At 69.8% G+C, this 18,383-nt stretch carries 18 protein-coding genes; 2 read left to right on the top strand and 16 right to left on the bottom strand.

Going from position 1 to position 18,383, the window contains the following annotated elements; translation table 11 throughout:
• From ACFWBB_RS34320 to ACFWBB_RS34335, 4 genes are all read right to left on the bottom strand, one after another.
• A partial coding sequence (locus ACFWBB_RS34320) for an AAA family ATPase (RefSeq protein WP_385280515.1) occupies window positions 1–413 on the bottom strand: 413 nt, incomplete at its 3' end.
• Window positions 414–474: 61 nt separating this feature from the next.
• On the bottom strand, window positions 475–1,137 hold the full coding sequence (locus ACFWBB_RS34325) for a vitamin K epoxide reductase family protein (RefSeq protein WP_385280518.1): 663 nt from the start codon (window positions 1,135–1,137) through the stop codon (window positions 475–477).
• A gap of 290 nt (window positions 1,138–1,427) precedes the next feature.
• A complete protein-coding gene (gene hisS, locus ACFWBB_RS34330; protein WP_385280521.1) occupies window positions 1,428–2,690 on the bottom strand; it encodes a histidine--tRNA ligase in 1,263 nt (420 codons plus the stop codon).
• 13 nt (window positions 2,691–2,703) lie between these two features.
• Window positions 2,704–3,420 (bottom strand): MBL fold metallo-hydrolase, encoded by a 717-nt coding sequence (locus ACFWBB_RS34335; RefSeq protein WP_385280524.1) that lies wholly within the window; start codon window positions 3,418–3,420, stop codon window positions 2,704–2,706.
• Between the two features lie 180 nt (window positions 3,421–3,600).
• On the opposite strand from ACFWBB_RS34335, the gene ACFWBB_RS34340 reads away from it, so the two are divergent.
• Together ACFWBB_RS34340 and ACFWBB_RS34345 are read left to right on the top strand one after the other, a co-directional pair.
• Window positions 3,601–4,422 (top strand): peptidylprolyl isomerase, encoded by an 822-nt coding sequence (locus tag ACFWBB_RS34340; RefSeq protein WP_385280527.1) that lies wholly within the window; start codon window positions 3,601–3,603, stop codon window positions 4,420–4,422.
• 157 nt (window positions 4,423–4,579) lie between these two features.
• Window positions 4,580–5,809, top strand: a complete 1,230-nt coding sequence (locus tag ACFWBB_RS34345) for a DUF349 domain-containing protein (RefSeq protein WP_385280530.1) — start codon at window positions 4,580–4,582, stop codon at window positions 5,807–5,809.
• Between the two features lie 77 nt (window positions 5,810–5,886).
• Here ACFWBB_RS34345 and ACFWBB_RS34350 read toward each other — a convergent pair whose 3' ends face one another.
• From ACFWBB_RS34350 to ACFWBB_RS34405, 12 genes are all read right to left on the bottom strand, one after another.
• Complete coding sequence (locus tag ACFWBB_RS34350) at window positions 5,887–8,409, bottom strand: RelA/SpoT family protein (RefSeq protein WP_385280533.1); 2,523 nt, start codon at window positions 8,407–8,409, stop codon at window positions 5,887–5,889.
• Between the two features lie 182 nt (window positions 8,410–8,591).
• Entirely contained in the window at window positions 8,592–9,140 is a 549-nt protein-coding gene (locus tag ACFWBB_RS34355; RefSeq protein WP_385280535.1) for an adenine phosphoribosyltransferase, read from the bottom strand.
• Window positions 9,137–10,246 (bottom strand): protein translocase subunit SecF, encoded by a 1,110-nt coding sequence (gene secF / locus ACFWBB_RS34360; RefSeq protein ID WP_385280538.1) that lies wholly within the window; start codon window positions 10,244–10,246, stop codon window positions 9,137–9,139. Before secF ends, ACFWBB_RS34355 begins: the two co-directional genes overlap by 4 nt.
• Before the next feature lie 3 nt (window positions 10,247–10,249).
• Window positions 10,250–12,031, bottom strand: a complete 1,782-nt coding sequence (gene secD, locus ACFWBB_RS34365; protein ID WP_385280541.1) for a protein translocase subunit SecD — start codon at window positions 12,029–12,031, stop codon at window positions 10,250–10,252.
• Between the two features lie 134 nt (window positions 12,032–12,165).
• Window positions 12,166–12,681 (bottom strand): preprotein translocase subunit YajC, encoded by a 516-nt coding sequence (yajC, locus tag ACFWBB_RS34370; RefSeq protein ID WP_385280544.1) that lies wholly within the window; start codon window positions 12,679–12,681, stop codon window positions 12,166–12,168.
• Between the two features lie 175 nt (window positions 12,682–12,856).
• Entirely contained in the window at window positions 12,857–13,915 is a 1,059-nt protein-coding gene (gene ruvB, locus ACFWBB_RS34375) for a Holliday junction branch migration DNA helicase RuvB (protein WP_385280546.1), read from the bottom strand.
• Between the two features lie 9 nt (window positions 13,916–13,924).
• The gene (gene ruvA / locus ACFWBB_RS34380; protein WP_385280549.1) at window positions 13,925–14,530 is read right to left on the bottom strand and encodes a Holliday junction branch migration protein RuvA; all 606 of its coding nucleotides are present in this window, start codon (window positions 14,528–14,530) and stop codon (window positions 13,925–13,927) included.
• A complete protein-coding gene (ruvC, locus tag ACFWBB_RS34385; protein ID WP_385280551.1) occupies window positions 14,527–15,075 on the bottom strand; it encodes a crossover junction endodeoxyribonuclease RuvC in 549 nt (182 codons plus the stop codon). The genes ruvA and ruvC overlap by 4 nt, the downstream gene beginning before the upstream one ends.
• A gap of 202 nt (window positions 15,076–15,277) precedes the next feature.
• The gene (locus tag ACFWBB_RS34390; RefSeq protein WP_385280554.1) at window positions 15,278–16,030 is read right to left on the bottom strand and encodes a YebC/PmpR family DNA-binding transcriptional regulator; all 753 of its coding nucleotides are present in this window, start codon (window positions 16,028–16,030) and stop codon (window positions 15,278–15,280) included.
• A gap of 74 nt (window positions 16,031–16,104) precedes the next feature.
• Complete coding sequence (gene pdxT / locus ACFWBB_RS34395; RefSeq protein WP_385280557.1) at window positions 16,105–16,716, bottom strand: pyridoxal 5'-phosphate synthase glutaminase subunit PdxT; 612 nt, start codon at window positions 16,714–16,716, stop codon at window positions 16,105–16,107.
• 7 nt (window positions 16,717–16,723) lie between these two features.
• Window positions 16,724–17,635: a pyridoxal 5'-phosphate synthase lyase subunit PdxS gene (gene pdxS, locus ACFWBB_RS34400; protein WP_385280560.1), complete on the bottom strand. Its 912-nt coding sequence runs from the start codon at window positions 17,633–17,635 to the stop codon at window positions 16,724–16,726.
• Window positions 17,636–17,811: 176 nt separating this feature from the next.
• Entirely contained in the window at window positions 17,812–18,354 is a 543-nt protein-coding gene (locus ACFWBB_RS34405; RefSeq protein ID WP_385280563.1) for a hypothetical protein, read from the bottom strand.
• Between the last annotated feature and the right edge of the window lie 29 nt (window positions 18,355–18,383).

Consider the following 18,383-nt stretch of genomic DNA (forward strand, 5'->3'; position numbering starts at 1 on the left):
GAGTCCTGCTGGGCCTTGCTGAAGCGGTGGATCTCGTCGAGGAAGAGGACGGTCTCCTTGCCGTAGCCACCGATGGCACGGCGGGCGCCGTCGATGACCGCGCGGACCTCCTTGACGCCCGCGGTGATCGCCGACAGTTCGACGAACCGCTTGTTGGTGGCCTTGGAGACGACGTACGCCAGGGTCGTCTTCCCGGTGCCGGGCGGCCCCCAGAGGATCACCGAGGAGGGCCCGGCCGGACCGGTGGCCCCCTCGCCGACCAGGCGGCGCAGGGGTGAGCCCGGCTTCAGCAGGTGCTGCTGGCCCACCACCTCGTCGAGGATGCGCGGGCGCATCCGGACCGCCAGGGGGCTCCCGGCGGGGTCCTTCTCCTGGCGTTCTTCTGCTGCGGCGGTGAACAGGTCGGGCTCCACACATCGGAGCCTACGTCAGAGGTCCGACACCGCTGTCCGGGGCGGGTCCGGTGTGCCGGGCTCAGGCCCAGAGGTCCGCGCCCCAGCGGGTCAGGACCAGCATGGCGATGATGCCGACATGGGTGACCGGCAGGACCCAGGTGAACTCGCCGAGGAACCGCTTCAGCCAGCCCGGGGCGGGCAGAAGGCCGTTGCGCACGTTGAACGAGGTGACGTACCAGAACATGGTGATCGTCGCGACCCAGGCCAGCGAGCACCACAGGCACAGGGCGTTGATCTTGTACAGCGACTGGTACTGGAGCCAGGTGCAGAAGGCCACACCGAAGAGCGTGCCGGCGTTGAAGGTCAGCCAGTACCAGCGCGGGAGGGCGACACGGGTCAGCAGGGTCACGCCGACGCAGATCACGATGCCGTAGGCGACGAGGCCGAGCATCGGGTTGGGGAAGCCGAAGACGGCGGCCTGCTTGCTCTCCATCACGCTGCCGCAGCTGATGATCGGGCTGATGCTGCAGCTGGGCGTGAAGGTTTTGCCCTCGACCTTGGCCTCGAGGATCTTGAACTTGTCGAGCGTGATGACCCAGGCGGCCAGCAGACCGGCCGCACCGGTGATCAGCAGCAGGATCGCGAACGCACGGCTGCCGCCCACGGTCCGGGGTCCGGTCGCGGCGACGCGCTCGGGCTCGGACTCCGTGGAGACGTCTTTGACTGTCGTCGTCTTGCTCATCACGCCGATCCGTCGCTTGAGAGTTGGACCATCTTCGGGCAGGGGCCATTGTGCCGCACAGGACCGGGTGCGCACCGTTCGGTGGACATAAGGAAGTACGTACGGCCGTCCCCGGTTGTTCGGTTCCGGCCAAGGCCGAGCAGCCCAACGGGCCCGGCGGCACACGCGCGTGGCACCTGGGAGACGCAGTCCTCCACAGGAGGAACGCGCGCCCGCGAGGTTGACGCTCCGGTGCATGACGAAGGCGCCGGGTCACCCGACCCGGCGCCTTCCTCGCCCCGCTGGGCCCGCTAGCCCAGCCTCGACTCCAGTTCCGCCACGATCTCGTTGACGCCGATCGCCGTCTGCTCGCCGGACTCCATGTCCTTCAGCTGGACGACGCCCTCGGCGAGGTCGCGTTCACCGGCGACGACCGTGTAGCGGGCACCGCTGCGGTTGGCGTTCTTCATGGCGCCCTTGAGCCCCTTGGCGCCGTAGGAGAAGTCGGCCGCGACACCGAGCTTGCGCAGTTCGGTGACCTTCGCGAAGAGGACCCGGCGGGCCTCCTCGCCGAGCGGTACGGCGAACACGGAGGTCACGGCGGGCAGTTCCAGCTCCACGCCCTCCGCCTCCAGCGCAAGCACCGTACGGTCGACGCCCAGCGCCCAGCCCACCGACGGCAGAGCGGGACCGCCGATCATCTCGGAGAGACCGTCGTACCGGCCGCCGCCGCCCACCGCGGACTGCGAGCCCAGCCCGTCGTGGACGAACTCGAAGGTCGTACGGGTGTAGTAGTCGAGGCCGCGGACCAGCTTCGGGTCGTCCTCGAAGGCCACTCCCGCCGCCGTGATCAGCTCACGGACCTCCTCGTGGTACGCCTTGCAGGCGTCGCAGAGGTAGTCGCGCAGGAGCGGCGCGTCCCCGAGCTGCTTCTGGACCGACTCGCGCTTGTCGTCCAGGACCCGCAGCGGGTTGATCTCCGCGCGGCGCAGCGTGTCCTCGTCGAGCTCCAGGCTCCGCAGGAAGCTCTGGAGTGCCTCCCGGTACACCGGGCGGCACTCCTTGTCGCCGAGGCTGTTGAGCAGGATGCGGAAGTTCCGCAGCCCCAGCGACCGGTACGCCTGGTCGGCCAGGATGATCAGCTCGGCGTCCAGCGCCGGGTCCTCCGCGCCGATCGCCTCGGCGCCGACCTGCGAGAAGTGCCTGTAACGGCCCTTCTGGGGGCGCTCGTAGCGGTAGTACGAGCCGGAGTACCAGAGCTTGACCGGCAGGTTGCCCGCCTTGTGCAGGTTGGCCTCGAGAGCGGCGCGCAGCACGGACGCCGTCCCCTCGGGGCGCAGCGCGAGCCGGTCGCCGCCCTTGGTCTCGAAGGCGTACATCTCCTTCGTCACGATGTCGGTCGACTCACCGACACCGCGCGCGAAGAGCTCCACGTTCTCGAAGCCGGGCGTCTCGATGTAGCCGTAGCCGGAGTTGCGCAGCGGCGCGGCGATGGCCTCGCGGACGGCGAGGTACCTGGCGCTGTCCGGCGGGATCAGGTCGTACGTGCCCTTGGGGGCCTGGAAGGTGCTCACGGAAGGTCTCTCGTCACATTCCTCGTCGGGGAGCGGGGTGCGAACCCGCTCCCTGGCCGTCGGCCGCCACCTGCCGCAGATACGGGTTGGTGGCGCGCTCCTGGCCGATGGTCGTCTGGGGGCCGTGGCCGGACAGCACCACGGTCGAGTCGTCGAGTGGCAGGCACACGCGGGCCAGCGAGTCGAGCATCTCGGCCATGTCACCGCCGGGCAGGTCGGTGCGTCCGATGGAGCCGGCGAACAGCAGATCCCCGGAGAAGAAGACCGACGGGACGTCGGTCGTCTCGGGCATCCGGAAGGCCACCGACCCCTTGGTATGGCCCGGCGCGTGGGCGACGGAGAACTCCAGACCCGCCAGGTCGAGGCCGACGCCGTCGGCCAGCTCACGGACGTCGTCCGGCTCCCCCACGGTCAGCTCGCCCATCAGCGGCATCCCGATGGACCGGCCGACCGCCTTCTCGGGGTCGCTCATCATGTAGCGGTCCGCGGGGTGGATCCAGGCCGGTACACCGTGCGCTCCGCACACCGGGACGACCGAGGCCACGTGGTCGATGTGGCCGTGGGTGAGGACGACGGCGACGGGCTTGAGCCGATGCTTCCTGACCGCTTCCTCGACTCCCGGGGCCGCCTGGTGGCCCGGGTCGATGATCACGCACTCCTCACCGGCCGCGGGGGCGACGAGATAACAGTTCGTCCCCCAGGCGCCGGCGGGGAACCCGGCAATGAGCACGATCGTCCTTCGTTTGTGTCGATACGCGTGGGCTTCTGGGCGGCTGCGCCAGTGGTCAGAGCCTACCGGCGCTGCCGATTCCTCAGCGAACCCATATACGGTACGGGGCACACGCAGGCGGTCGGCTCACAAGACGCACGCGTCCCAGTCGACGTACGAGACGCACGAGGAGAGAACCCGGTGGTCACCCAGGAACAGCGGAAGCGTCAGCTCGCCCGGGAGAAGTTCTTGCGGCAGCAGCAGCGGCGCACCTCCGCGCGACGCAAGGCGCGCGTGCGCAACTCTGTGATCGCGTCGGTGCTCGGCGTGATCATCATCGGCAGTGTGGCGCTGTACACGACGGGCGTCCTGAAGGACGACGGCAACGACAAGGCGAACGCGAGCTCGGAGACGACTCCGTCCGCGACGCCCAGCGCCGCCAAGGATCCGTGCGAGAAGGCGGCCGCGGGCTCGGTCAAGACGCAGAGCTGGAAGAAGGAGCCGGCGGTCACGATCGACACGTCGGCGAAGTACACGATGACGCTGGCGACGACCTGCGGCGACATCGACATAGCGCTCAAGGCGAAGGCCGCGCCGCACACGGTGAACTCGTTCAGCTTCCTCGCCGGCAAGGGCTACTTCGACCACACCAAGTGCCACCGCCTCACCACCAACGGCATCTACGTGCTCCAGTGCGGCGACCCGACGGGCAGCGGCAGCGGCGGCCCCGGCTACACCATTCCGGACGAGAACCTGAAGGACACCAGCCTCAAGAACAACACCTACCCGGCGGGCACCATCGCGATGGCCAACACCGGTCAGGCGCACACCGGCGGGAGCCAGTTCTTCCTCGTCTACCAGGCCAGTCAGCTGCCGCCCAGCTACACCCCCTTCGGGACGGTGTCGGCCGACGGCATGAAGGTTCTGAAGAAGATCGCCGCCGCGGGTGAGAACACGGGCGCCGGTGACGGCGCCCCGAACGCGACCGTCGTGATCAACAAGGCGACGGTCGCCAAATCCTGACGGCGATCAGACGACCAAGGGCCGGTCAACCGCGCAATCTCGGTCGCGCTGGATGCGGACAGGCGGCCCGCCGGTCGCCTATGTTGGCCGTGACGAAACTGTGGACGATGCCCGGGGGCGCCGAAGCCCCTCGGAGGCATCATGTGGAGGAGGCGCTGTGAGCAGCGACCCGTGGGGCCGCGTCGACGAGACGGGGACCGTGTACGTGCGTACGGCCGACGGCGAGCAGGTGGTCGGTTCCTGGCAGGCAGGCTCCCCCGAGGAGGCGCTGGCCTATTTCGAGCGCAAGTACGAGGGCCTGGTTGTCGAGATCGGCCTCCTCGAGAAGCGAGTGAAGACCACCGATCTGTCGACCAAGGACGCCCAGGTCGCGATCGACCACATCCGCGAACAGGTCGACGCGCACCACGCGGTCGGTGATCTCCAGACGCTTCGGGACCGGCTGGACAAGCTGGTGGCGACGGTCGAGTCGCGGCGCGAGGAGCGCAAGCAGCAGCGGGCCAAGCAGTCCGACGAGGCCCGCAAGGCCAAGGAGGACCTGGTCACCGAGGCGGAGCAGCTGGCGCAGTCCGACCAGTGGCGGGCCGCCGGTGAACGGCTGCGGTCACTGGTGGACATCTGGAAGGGTCTGCCGCGCCTCGACCGCAAGTCGGACGACGAGTTGTGGCACCGGTTCTCGCACGCGCGCTCGGCGTTCTCCAAGCGCCGCAAGGCGCACTTCGCCCAGCTGGACGCGCAGCGCGAGGAGGCCCGCCGGACCAAGGAGCGGCTGGTCTCCGAGGCCGAGGCGCTGTCCGCTTCGTCGGACTGGGGTCCGACGGCGGCCCGCTACCGCGAGCTGATGGCGGAGTGGAAGGCGGCGGGCCGCGCGCAGCGCGAGCACGAGGACGACCTGTGGAACCGCTTCCGCGGCGCCCAGGACGTCTTCTTCGCCGCCCGCAGTTCGGTGTTCGCCGAGCGGGACGCGGAGCAGACGGAGAACCTGAAGCTCAAGGAGGAGCTGGCCGAGGAGGCCGAGAGGCTCCTGCCGATCGGTGATCTGAAGACGGCGCGTGCCGCGTTCCGCTCGCTCAACGAGCGCTGGGAGGCCATCGGCCACGTGCCGCGCGACGCCCGGCCGAAGGTCGAGGGCCGGATGCACGCCGTGGAGCGGGCCATGCAGGAGTCCGAGGAGGCCGAGTGGCGCCGGACGAACCCGGAGGCACGCGCGCGTGCCGCGGGTCTGACCGGTCAGCTCCAGGCCGCCGTCGACAAGCTGCGGACGCAGATCGACCAGGCTCGCGCCCAGGGCAACTCCGCGAAGGCCGACAAGCTGGAGCGGGAGCTGGAGGGCCGCCAGGCGCTGCTGGACCAGGCACTGAAGGGCCTCCACGAGTTCGGCGGCTGACCGCGACCGGCATCCGACCGAACCGGTCGTCGAAGAGGCCCCCGTACATCGCGTACGGGGGCCTCTCGTGCGCTCGGCTACGGCCTGCGCGCCGATGTCATCCGGTACACGTCGTAGACGCCCTCCACCCCGCGTACGGCCTTCAGAACGTGCCCCAGGTGCTTGGGGTCGCCCATCTCGAAGGTGAAGCGGGAGGTGGCCACCCGGTCGCGGGAGGTCTGGACGGCCGCGGAGAGGATGTTGACGTGCTGGTCGGACAGGACCCGGGTGACGTCCGAGAGCAGGCGGGAACGGTCCAGTGCCTCGACCTGGATGGCGACCAGGAAGACCGAGGACTGGGTGGGCGCCCACTCGACCTCGAGGATGCGCTCCGGCTCACGGGACAGTGACTCCACGTTGACGCAGTCGCTGCGGTGAACCGATACGCCACTACCGCGCGTGACGAATCCGATGATCGGGTCGCCCGGCACGGGCGTACAGCACCGGGCCAGCTTGACCCACACGTCGTCGACGCCCTTGACGACGACACCCGGGTCCTGGTTGCTGCGCCGCTTGCGGCTGCGCGTCCGCGACGGGACCGCCTCGTCCATCTCCTCGGTGGCCGCCTCCTCGCCGCCGAGGGCCTGCACCAGCTTCTGCACGACGTTCTGCGCGGCCACGTGGCCCTCGCCGATCGCCGCGTACAGCGAGGAGATGTCCGGGTAGCGCATCTCGTGCGCGAGGGTGACGAGGGAGTCGCCGGTGAGGATGCGCTGGATCGGCAGGTTCTGCTTGCGCATCGCGCGCGCGATGGCGTCCTTGCCCTGCTCGATGGCCTCGTCGCGGCGCTCCTTGGAGAACCAGGCCCGGATCTTGTTGCGGGCGCGCGGGGACTTCACGAAGTTCAGCCAGTCCCGGGACGGCCCGGCCCCGGCCGCCTTGGAGGTGAAGACCTCCACCAGGTCGCCGTTGTCCAGGGTCGATTCCAGCGGGACGAGACGTCCGTTGACGCGGGCCCCTATGGTGCGGTGACCCACCTCGGTGTGCACCGCGTACGAGAAGTCCACGGGCGTGGCGCCGGCCGGCAGCGCTATCACGTCACCCTTCGGCGTGAAGACGAAGACCTCGTTGCGTGACAGGTCGAAGCGCAGCGACTCCAGGAACTCGCCGGGGTCCTCGGTCTCCTTCTGCCAGTCGAGGAGCTGCCGTAGCCACGCCATGTCGTTGAGGTGGTCGTCCTTGCCGGTGGTCCTCGGCTGGTCCGAGCGCACCTTTGAGGCGCCGGCGACGGCCTCCTGCTTGTACTTCCAGTGCGCGGCGATGCCGTACTCGGCACGGCGGTGCATGTCGAACGTACGGATCTGGAGTTCGACGGGCTTGCCGTTGGGGCCGATGACCGTCGTGTGCAGCGACTGGTACATGTTGAACTTCGGCATCGCGATGTAGTCCTTGAACCGGCCGGGGACCGGGTTCCATCGCGCGTGCACCGTGCCGAGAGCCGCGTAGCAGTCCCTGACCGTGTCCACCAGGACGCGGATGCCCACCAGGTCGTAGATCTCCGCGAAGTCGCGGCCGCGGACGATCATCTTCTGGTAGACGCTGTAGTAGTGCTTCGGGCGGCCGGTGACGGTCGCCTTGATGCGGGCGGCACGCAGGTCGGCCTGGACCTCGTCGGTCACTATGGCCAGGTACTCGTCACGTTTCGGTGCCCGCTCGGCCACCAGCCGTACGATCTCGTCGTACATCTTGGGGTAGAGGATCGCGAAGGCGAGGTCCTCCAGTTCCCACTTGATGGTGTTCATGCCGAGCCGGTGGGCGAGCGGCGCGTAGATCTCGAGGGTCTCGCGCGCCTTCTTCTCCTGCTTCTCGCGCTTGAGGTAGCGCATGGTGCGCATGTTGTGCAGCCGGTCGGCGAGCTTGATGACCAGGACGCGCGGGTCCTTGGCCATGGCGACGACCATCTTGCGCACGGTCTCGGCCTGCGCGGCCTCGCCGAACTTGACCTTGTCCAGCTTGGTGACGCCGTCCACCAGCAGAGCGACCTGGTCGCCGAAGTCGCGGCGCAGGTCCTCCAGGCCGTACTCGGTGTCCTCGACGGTGTCGTGCAGCAGGCCCGCCATGAGCGTCGCCGGGTCCATGCCCAGCTCGGCGAGGATCGTGGTCACCGCGAGCGGGTGCGTGATGTACGGGTCGCCGCTCTTGCGCTTCTGACCGCGGTGCCAGCGCTCGGCCACCTGGTAGGACTTCTCGATCTGGCGCAGTGTCGCCGTCTCGATCTTGGGGTCGTTGCTGCGCACTATCCGCAGCAGCGGTTCCAGGACCGGGTTGTACGGGTTCTGGCGCTGGCCGCCGAGCCTGGCGAGGCGGGCACGGACGCGGTTGGAAGAGCCGGAGCGGGCCGGCGGCTGCCCGGCGGCCGGGCGGTCGGCGGGCGCGGCCGAGGCGTTCTCGGGCTGGGCCGGCTTGGGCCGCGGCTCTTCGGCCGCCTTGTCCACGGGGGCGGAGCGGTCGTGCTCGACCGCCCCGCGGCCGTCGTCCTTCGCGTGCGACGCGGGCGTGGCCGCAGGCCCCGAGGCGGACTCGGGCTTGGCGGCGGTCAGGTGCTGGGCCTCGTCTGGCAAGAGGACTCCTCGTGCGCGATCCGGGTCCCCGGTCAGGCTCCGGAGCACCCATCGTAGCGATCCTGAGCTCCAGGATCGCCTTCAGGCCGGTGTGAGGGCCGTCCACCGGTACAAACACAAGGGGCGGGCGCCGGATTCCTCCGGGCCCGCCCACTTGGCGTACGGCGGTTTTCGGACCGTGCTCAGATCCTGAGCAGCGCCTCAAGGGGTGCTTCCCCGAGGGCCGCCTCCAGGCGGGGGCGGCCGTCGAGGAAGCCCAGTTCCATCAGGACGGCGACGCCCGCCACCTGGGCGCCGGCCCGGTGGATGAGCTGGATCGAGGCCTCGGCGGTGCCTCCGGTGGCGAGGACGTCGTCGACGATCAGCACCCGGTCGTCGGCGGTCAGGTCCTCGGCGTGCACCTCGATCTCGGCCGAGCCGTACTCCAGGTCGTAGGCCTGGCCGAGGGTGGCTCCGGGGAGCTTGCCCGCCTTGCGTACGGGAATGAAGCCGAGGCCCGCGCGGACGGCGACCGGGGCGCCCAGGATGAAGCCCCGGGCCTCCAGACCGACGATCTTGGTCGCGCCGGTGCGCTCCGCGACCTCGGCGAAGGCATCGGTGAGTGCGGTGAACGCCACCGGGTCCGCCAGGAGCGGGGTGATGTCCTTGAACATCACACCCGGCTCAGGGTAGTCGGCCACATCGCGGATGCGGCTGAGGAGCAGTGTCGTGATGTCGGTGAGCTCGGTCATCGGCGCTTCCCCGACGGACGGCCGTGGCCCCGGCCCCGGGACGCGGGCTGGTTGCGCGGCCCGACGACCGCGGCTTCGGCGTCCTCGGGCTCGTCGTCGTAGGCGGCGTCGCCGCGGTTCTGCGCGAACGCCTCCTCGGGGGCCTGGGCACGCTTGGCCAGGACACGCTTGCGCAGCGCCTTGACCTGCGGCTCGCGCTCCTTGAGGTCGGCCACGAGCGGCGTGGCGATGAAGATCGAGGAGTAGGCACCGGCCGCGAGGCCGACGAACAGCGACAGCGAGATGTCGTTGAGCGTGCCCGCGCCGAGGAAGCCACCGCCGATGAACAGCAGGCCGGCCACCGGCAGCAGCGCGACGACCGTGGTGTTGATGGAGCGGACCAGGGTGCCGTTGATCGAGCGGTTGGCGATCTCGCTGTAGGTGAAGCGGGTCTGCTTGGTGAGGTCCTTCGTCTGTTCCTTGAGGGAGTCGAAGACGACGACCGTGTCGTACAGCGAGTAACCGAGGATCGTCAGCAGACCGATCACCGTGCCGGGCGTGACCTCGAAGCCCACGAGGGCGTAGATGCCGACCGTGATGGTGATGTCGTGGATCAGGGCGACGAGGGCGGCGATGGCCATCCGCCACTCGAAGGCGATCGCCAGGTAGATCACGACCAGGATCATGAAGATCGCCAGGCCCTGCCAGGCCTTGTTGGCGATCTGGTCACCCCAGCTGGGACCGACCAGGTCGGTGGTGATCGTCTCCGGGTCGACCTTGAAGTCCGCGGCGAGGTCGTCCTTGATCTGGTTGGACTGCTTGATGTCCATACCGGCGATCTGGATGCGCAGCGTGCTGTTGCCCAGCTTCTGCACGACCGCGTCATGGCCGGACGCGGTCTTCGCGTAGTCCTCGGCCTGGGAGACGGAGACGCTGGTCTTCTCGGTGGTGAAGACGGCGCCGCCCTGGAAGTCGATGCCCATGTTCAGGCCGCGCACCGCCAGGCCCAGGATGGCCGTGATGGTGATCAGGATCGAGATGCCGTACCAGAGCTTGCGGTGGCCGATGAAGTCGTAGCTGATCTCGCCACGGTGCAGGCGGGCGCCGAGGTTACCGAGTTTCGACATCGCTCATGCCTCCTTCGTCTCGACGGGGCCGGCGGCGGGACCACCGGGACGGCGGGTGCGGCGCAGCGGCGGGTGGGCACCCAGGCTCTTCGGGTCGAGGCCGGACCACTTGTGGCCGCTCGCGAAGAACTTCCGCCGAGCGATGAGCGTCATCAGCGGCTTGGTGAAGAAGAAGACCACGACCACGTCCAGGACGGTGGTCAGGCCCAGCGTGAACGCGAAGCCCTGGACCTTGCCGACCGTGACGATGAACAGCACCGCGGCGGCGAGGAACGACACGAAGTCGGAGACCAGGATGGTGCGCCGGGCACGCGGCCAGGCCCGCTCGACGGCCGGTCGCAGGGTACGGCCCTCGCGGATCTCGTCCCGGACGCGTTCGAAGTACACGATGAACGAGTCCGCGGTGATACCGATGGCGACGATGGCGCCACAGACGGCGGGCAGGTTCAGCGCGAAGCCGATGGCCGGGCCGAGCAGGGACATCAGCACGTAGGTGAGGGCCGCGGAGACCAGCAGCGACGCGAGCGCGATGAGCGCCAGCCCGCGGTAGTAGGCCACCAGGTAGATCACGACGAGCGCGAGGCCGATGGCGCCGGCCAGCAGACCCGCGTGCAGCTGGTCACCGCCGAGCGCCGCCGTCACCGTGGTCACGCTCTGCTCCTCGAAGGAGAGCGGGAGCGCACCGTAGGACAGCATGTTGGCGAGGCCCTGGGCCTCCGTCTGCGTGAAGCTGCCGGAGATCTGGGCCTGGCCGCCGGTGATGGAGTTCTGCACGAACGGGCTGGAGACGACGTTGCCGTCGAGCACGATGCCGAACTCGTTCAGCGGCTGCTGGTTCTGCGCGAGCTTGCCGGTGATGTCGGCGAACTTCTTGCCGCCCTGCTTGGTGAAGGTCATGGTGACCTGCCAGCCGGCGGCGCCCTGCGTGTCGAAGACGGCCTGGGCCTTGTCGACCTCGGTGCCGTCGACGGCGGCCGGGCCGAGCAGGTACTTGTACCAGACCTTGTCGATCTCACCGCAGGCCACGGTCGCGTCCCCGGGCTTCACGCCGTCGCCGGCCGTGTTGCGGACCGACTCCTTGGAGCAGTCCAGGGCCGCGTACTTGGCCTGGAGCGCGGCGTCGCCGGCGGAGACGGCGGCGCCGCCGCTCGCGGAGGCCGACGGGCTGGCGGAGGAGCTCGCCTTGGTGCTCGCGGAGGCCGAAGGGGTGGAGTCGGCCTTCAGTGCGTCGGTGACCGCGCGACCCTGCGAGGTGGCGGAGGCCGACGGGGAGGACGAGGAGGTCGCCTTCTCACCGGTGCCGGAGGCGCTCGTCGAGGGGCTCGGAGAGGCGCTGGACGAGCCGCTCGCGGACGCGCTCGGGGAAGCGGTGACGGCGGAGCCGGTGGCCTCCTGGGCCAGGACCGGACGGAAGTACAGCTTGGCGGTGGTGCCGACCTGCTGCCGGGCCTTCTCGGAGTTGGTGCCCTTGGGGATGTTGACGATGATGTTGTCGTTGCCCTGGGTCTGCACCTCCGCCTCGGAGACGCCCAGCCCGTTGACACGGCGGTTCATGATGTCGACCGCGGTGTTCATGTTGGCCTTGTTGATCGCGGATCCCTGGTCCGACTTCGCCTTCAGCGTGATGCTGGTACCGCCGGCAAGGTCGATGCCGAGACGCGGAGTGGTGTGACCGGAGGCGAACATGCCTGCGGTGAGCCCCACGATGGCGATCAGGATCAGGGCCAGCGAGCGCCCTGGCTTGCTCTGGGCACTCGCGCTCCGGCCCTTCTTAGGTGCTGCCACCTTCTCGTACTCCCTCTCGGGCCGCCTCGCGCCGGGTCAGCGCGGCCGCGGCCATGACATGGTGTCGGGATCCCCTGGCGAGATGAGCGCGCCCCGGCACGGACGGGTGGGACCCGTGTACGCCGGGGACGGTGCTACTTCTTCGCGTCGGAGTCGCCGTCGGTCTTCTTCGGCTCTTCGTCGGCCTCGGCCTGCTCGGCCTCGGCGGCCTTCTCCTGCGCCTCGTCGGGCTCGTCCTTCTTGCCGAGGTCGACGGCCTTGTCGTCGGAGGCGGCAGCTTCGTCGACGGAGTCGTCGGTCCCGGCGGACCCGGTGAGGGAGGAGGCGTCGTCCGGGACGACGTCGGAGTCGGACTTCAGGTCGTGCTCGACGCCGTGGACGATGCGGTTGTACTCGTCGTCGGTCAGGACGGCACCGATGGAGTTCTTCGCGAAGAGCAGGTCGACGCCCGGACCGGCGTCGAGGAGGACCGTGTCCTCGTTGACCTCCTTCACCGTCGCGTACATGCCCCCGATGGTGCGGACACCGCTGCCGGGCTGCATGTCGTTGCGCATGCTGGCGGCCTGCTGCTGCTTCTTCTTGGCAGACCGGGTCATCAGGAACATGGCCCCGATGAGCACGATGAACGGGAGGAGGGTCACAGGACTCACGGGACGGACTTCCTTCAGACGACCGCGATGGTGGAGCGGCCTGATGGATAAAGGTTGTGTGCTGCCGACAACGGCGGCATCGGCGGAGTCTAAGCGAGTCCGCGCGCATGGAACAACGCTCAGCATGGCACCTGGGTTCCTGCCCCGGCCAATGCCTTCGCCGCGGCCCTGCGCGTCACGCCCCGAACAGGTCCTGTTGTCCGCTTCCCCGGGCCGGGGTGAGTCCGAGGTGCGCCCAGGCGGCCGGGGTCGCCACCCGCCCGCGCGGGGTACGGGCGAGCAGCCCCTCCCTCACCAGGAAGGGTTCGGCGACCTCCTCGACCGTCTCGCGTTCCTCGCCCACCGCCACGGCGAGGGTGGAGAGGCCGACCGGACCGCCGCCGAACAGCTTCAGCAAGGCCTCCAGGACCCCGCGGTCCAGGCGGTCGAGACCACGGCCGTCCACCTCGTAGACCTTCAGCGCGGCCTCCGCGATCGCGCGGGTGATCCTCCCGTCGGCCTTGACCTGCGCGTAGTCGCGTACGCGGCGCAGCAGCCGGTTGGCGATCCGGGGGGTACCGCGGGAGCGGCCGGCGATCTCGGCGGCGCCGTCGGTGTCGATCTCCACGTCGAGGAGGTCCGCGGAGCGGTGGATCACGCGCTGGAGTTCGGCGGGCTCGTAGAACTCCATGTGTGCCGTGAAGCCGAAGCGGTCGCGCAGCGGGGGCGGCAGCAGGCCCGCTCGCGTGGTGGCGCCGACCAGGGTGAAGGGGGGCAGTTCGAGCGGGATGGCGGTGGCGCCGGGGCCCTTGCCGACGATGACGTCGACGCGGAAGTCCTCCATCGCCATGTAGAGCATCTCCTCGGCGGGCCGCGACATGCGGTGGATCTCGTCGAGGAAGAGGACCTCGCCCTCCTGCAGGGAGGAGAGGATCGCCGCGAGGTCGCCCGCGTGCTGGATGGCCGGGCCGCTGGTGATGCGGATCGGGGCGCCCATCTCGGCGGCGATGATCATCGAGAGGGTGGTCTTGCCGAGGCCGGGGGCGCCGGAGAGCAGTACGTGGTCGGCCGTCGCCCCCCGCGCGCGTGCGGCGCGCAGGACGAGGTCGAGCTGTTCGCGGACCTTCTCCTGGCCGATGAACTCGCCCAGGTCCTTGGGACGCAGCGCGGCCTCGACGGCCTGGTCCTCCCGGTCGGCGACAGAGCCGACCAGCCGCTCGGGGGCGGTGTCTTCGGTCGTGTCGTCCCAGTTCACTGACGTCTCCTAGCGGGCGCGGTTCAGGGTCTGAAGGGCAGCCTTCAGGAGGTGGCCCACCTGGGGTGCGCCGTTCGCGGCCTCGGCCTGCGGGGTTACGGCGGCGACCGCCTCGTCGGCCTCACGGGTCGCGTAGCCGAGGCCGATGAGGGCGGCGTGCAGCTGGTCGCGCCAGCCGCTGGTGACCGGTGCGCCGACCGCGGGGGCGCCGAGCGGCTCGCCCAGGCGGTCCTTGAGGTCCAGCAGCAGCTTCTGGGCGCCCTTCTTGCCGATGCCCGGCACCGCGACGAGAGCCTTCTCGTCGCCGGTGGCGACCGCACGGCGCAGTGCGTCCGGCGTGTGCACCGCCAGCATGGCCTGGGCGAGCCGGGGGCCCACCCCGCTCGCCGTCTGCAGCAGTTCGAAGACCTGGCGCTCGTCGTCGTCCACGAAGCCGTACAGGGTCAGCGAGTCCTCCCGTACGACGAGGGAGGTGGCGAGCTTGGCCGGCCTGCCGAGCCGGAGCGTGGACAGCGTGTTCGGCGAGCACTGGACGGCCATGCCCACACCGCCCACCTCGACCACGGCCGCGTCGGGAGCGAGTGCGGCGACCGTGCCGCTGACGAAGGCGATCATGCCGTACGGCCTTTCGATGTCGTCGGTGCCGTCGCCGCGTGCTGGGCGACGGCCCGCTGGAGCCGGTTCTGCGCGGGGCCGCGCCAGATGTGGCAGATGGCGAGCGCGAGGGCGTCGGCGGCGTCGGCCGGCTTGGGGGGCGCGTCGAGTCGCAGCAGGCGCGTGACCATCGCGCCGATCTGGGCCTTGTCCGCGCGTCCGCTGCCGGTGACGGCGGCCTTGACCTCGCTCGGGGTGTGCAGGGCGACGGGGATCCCGCGGCGGGCGGCGCACAGCATGGCGACGGCGCTGGCCTGGGCGGTGCCCATGACCGTGCGGACGTTGTGCTGGCTGAACACCCGTTCCACGGCGACGTATTCGGGCCGGTACTCGTCGAGCCACCGTTCGATGCCCTGTTCGATGCCGACGAGGCGCTGCCCCAACGCGGCGTCCGCGGGCGTCCGCACGACACCCACGCCGAGCATGGTGAGCGGCCGGCCCGCGACCCCTTCGACGACACCGACACCGCATCGCGTCAGTCCGGGGTCCACCCCGAGTACCCGCACGCGCCCTCCCCTCTTCGCGGCTGAGCCGCCGCCGCTCCCGGGGCCGTGGCCGGACAGCGCCGGGGTTCCTCGATCGCAGCTCACGGTCCGTCGACGGTGATCTCTGACAGTCGCCAGGCTATCCGCTGCCACCGACAACGACGTCGGGCCGGCAGGACGCGTGTCCCACCGGCCCGACGCACTCGTTCGTTCCGCGGCGGCGCTACGCGTCGACCTTCTCCATGACCTCGTCGCTGACGTCGAAGTTGGCGAAGACGTTCTGCACGTCGTCGCTGTCCTCGAGCGTGTCGATCAGCTTGAAGATCTTCCTCGCGCCGTCCTCGTCCAGCTCGACCTGCATGGTCGGGACGAAGTTGGCCTCGGCGGAGTCGTAGTCGATGCCGGCTTCCTGGAGGGCGGTGCGGACCGCGACCAGGTCGGTGGCCTCGGAGAGGACCTCGAAGGACTCGCCGAGGTCGTTGACCTCCTCGGCGCCCGCGTCGAGGACCGCGCCGAGCACGTCGTCCTCGGCCAGCTCACCCTTGGGGACGATGACGACGCCCTTGCGGTGGAAGAGGTACGACACCGAGCCCGGGTCGGCCATGGAGCCGCCGTTGCGGGTCATGGCGACGCGGACGTCGGAGGCGGCGCGGTTGCGGTTGTCGGTGAGGCACTCGATGAGCACCGCGACACCGTTCGGGCCGTAGCCCTCGTACATGATCGTCTCGTAGTCGGCGCCGCCGGCCTCGAGGCCGCCGCCGCGCTTGACCGCGGAGTCGATGTTCTTGTTCGGAACCGACTGCTTCTTCGCCTTCTGGATGGCGTCGTAGAGCGTCGGGTTGCCCTCGATGTCGATGCCACCCATCCGGGCGGCCACCTCGATGTTCTTGATCAGCTTCGCGAAGAGCTTGCCGCGCTTGGCGTCGATCACGGCCTTCTTGTGCTTCGTCGTAGCCCATTTAGAGTGGCCGGACATCTGCCTGTCTCCTTCGCGTAACCCGATCTGAAACGAACTCCCCAGGCCTGAGAGCCTAGGGGAACCCCCAGATCCTACAAGGACTCCGCCGCCCGGTTCGCGCGCACCATGTCGACGAACAGGGCGTGCACACGGTGGTCTCCGGTCAGTTCCGGGTGGAACGACGTGGCGAGCGCGTTGCCCTGGCGGACGGCGACGATGTGACCCCCGTGCTCGGCGAGCACCTCGGTCCCGGCACCGACGGACTCGACCCAGGGGGCGCGGATGAAGACGCCCTCCACCGGGTCGCCCGGGATGCCGTTCACGTCGAGGGCGGCTTCGAAGGACTCGTTCTGGCGTCCGAAGGCGTTGCGGCGCACGATCATGTCGATGCCGCCGACGGTCTCCTGGCCCGAGCGCGGGTCCAGGATCTTGTCGGCGAGCATGATCATGCCCGCGCAGGTCCCGTAGACGGGCATTCCGTCCCGCACGCGCGCGCGGAGAGGCTCCATCACGCCGAAGAGGACGGCCAGCTTGGAGATGGTGGTGGACTCGCCGCCGGGGATGACGAGTCCGTCGACCTCGGCGAGTTCCTCGGGGCGCCGCACCGGCCTGGCCACGGCGTCGGCCGCGGCCAGGGCGACGAGGTGCTCCTGGACGTCGCCCTGGAGTGCCAGGACGCCGATGACAGGGACTTCGTGGCTCATGAGGTGGTTACCAGCCGCGGTTGGCGTAGCGCTCGGCCTCGGGGAGGGTGTCGCAGTTGATGCCGACCATGGCCTCGCCCAGGTTGCGGGACGCGTCCGCGATGATCTTCGGGTCGTCGTAGAAGGTGGTGGCCTTCACGATGGCTGCGGCGCGCTTGGCCGGGTCGCCGGACTTGAAGATGCCGGAGCCGACGAAGACGCCCTCGGCGCCGAGCTGGCGCATCAGCGCGGCGTCGGCGGGGGTGGCGACACCACCTGCGGAGAACAGCACGACGGGGAGCTTGCCGAGTTCGGCGACCTCCTTGACGAGTTCGTACGGGGCACGCAGGTCCTTGGCGGCGGCGTACAGCTCGTTGTTGTCGAAGCCGCGCAGACGGGCGATCTCGTTCTTGATCTGGCGCAGGTGACGGACGGCCTCGACGACGTTGCCGGTGCCGGCCTCGCCCTTGGAGCGGATCATCGCGGCGCCCTCGGCGATACGACGCAGGGCCTCACCGAGGTTGGTGGCGCCACAGACGAAGGGGGTGGTGAACGCCCACTTGTCGGAGTGGTTGACCTCGTCGGCCGGAGTGAGGACCTCGGACTCGTCGATGTAGTCGACGCCGAGCGACTGCAGGACCTGGGCCTCGACGAAGTGGCCGATACGGGACTTCGCCATGACCGGGATCGAGACGGCTTCGATGATGCCCTCGATCATGTCCGGGTCGGACATCCGGGCCACGCCGCCGTCCTTGCGGATGTCGGCCGGGACCCGCTCCAGCGCCATGACGGCCACGGCGCCGGCGTCCTCGGCGATCTTCGCCTGCTCGGCGTTGACCACGTCCATGATCACGCCACCCTTGAGCTGCTCGGCCATACCGCGCTTCACGCGCGCGGTGCCGGTCTCGGGGGTCTGGTTTTCGGAGATCGTGCTGGACACGGGTGACCTCACTCGTAGAAAAGAAGATTTGTGCAGCACTGAGGAAACGCGAATGGACCAGTCCACAGCAAGGGCCAATGGCAAGCCCGTGGATCCTTTTCGGGACGATCATGCGGCCCGCACCGGCCCGCACCGGCCCGCACCGGCCCCACCGGTGGGCCCCGTCGGTCGTCGGCTCAGGCCACGCGGTCCGCCAGGGAGGGCGGCGGTTCGTCGTCCATCTCGAACGCCATCGGGAACGGGGCGTGGCCGGCCAGCCGGAACCAGCGGACCTTGCGGTGCTGGCGCAGTCTGCGGACGGCGCCCACGGCGTCGTTGTGGAAGCGGCGGGCCATGGGGACCCGGCGGACGGCCTCCGCTAGCTCGCGGGCGGCCGCGTCTCCGCCGGGTGCCTCGCGCACGACGTCCAGTTGCCGGGCGTCCTCGAAGACGGCCCGCAGGGCCTGGCTGAGCTCGCTCTCGGCGACCTCCCGCTGCTCCTCCTCCGCCTGCCGCGCCGCGTGCGCGGCCTCGTACAGGACGATCGAGGCGGCGGGGTCGAGCACCTTGGAGGTGGCCAGCTCCTGCGCCACGGACGCCCGGCGCAGCAGCTGCGCGTCCAGCGCGGCGCGGGCGGCGTCGATGCGGGCGTGCAGCCGGTCCAGCCGTCCCGCCGTCCAGCTCAGGTACAGGCCGATCGCGAAGAGGACGACCAGGGTCCAGATCAGGGTTGCGGTCACGGGCGGCAAGGCTACCCGTGACCCCAGCG

Origin of the sequence: Streptomyces sp. NPDC060000 (assembly GCF_042737375.1) — a bacterium.
GTDB lineage: Bacteria > Actinomycetota > Actinomycetes > Streptomycetales > Streptomycetaceae > Streptomyces.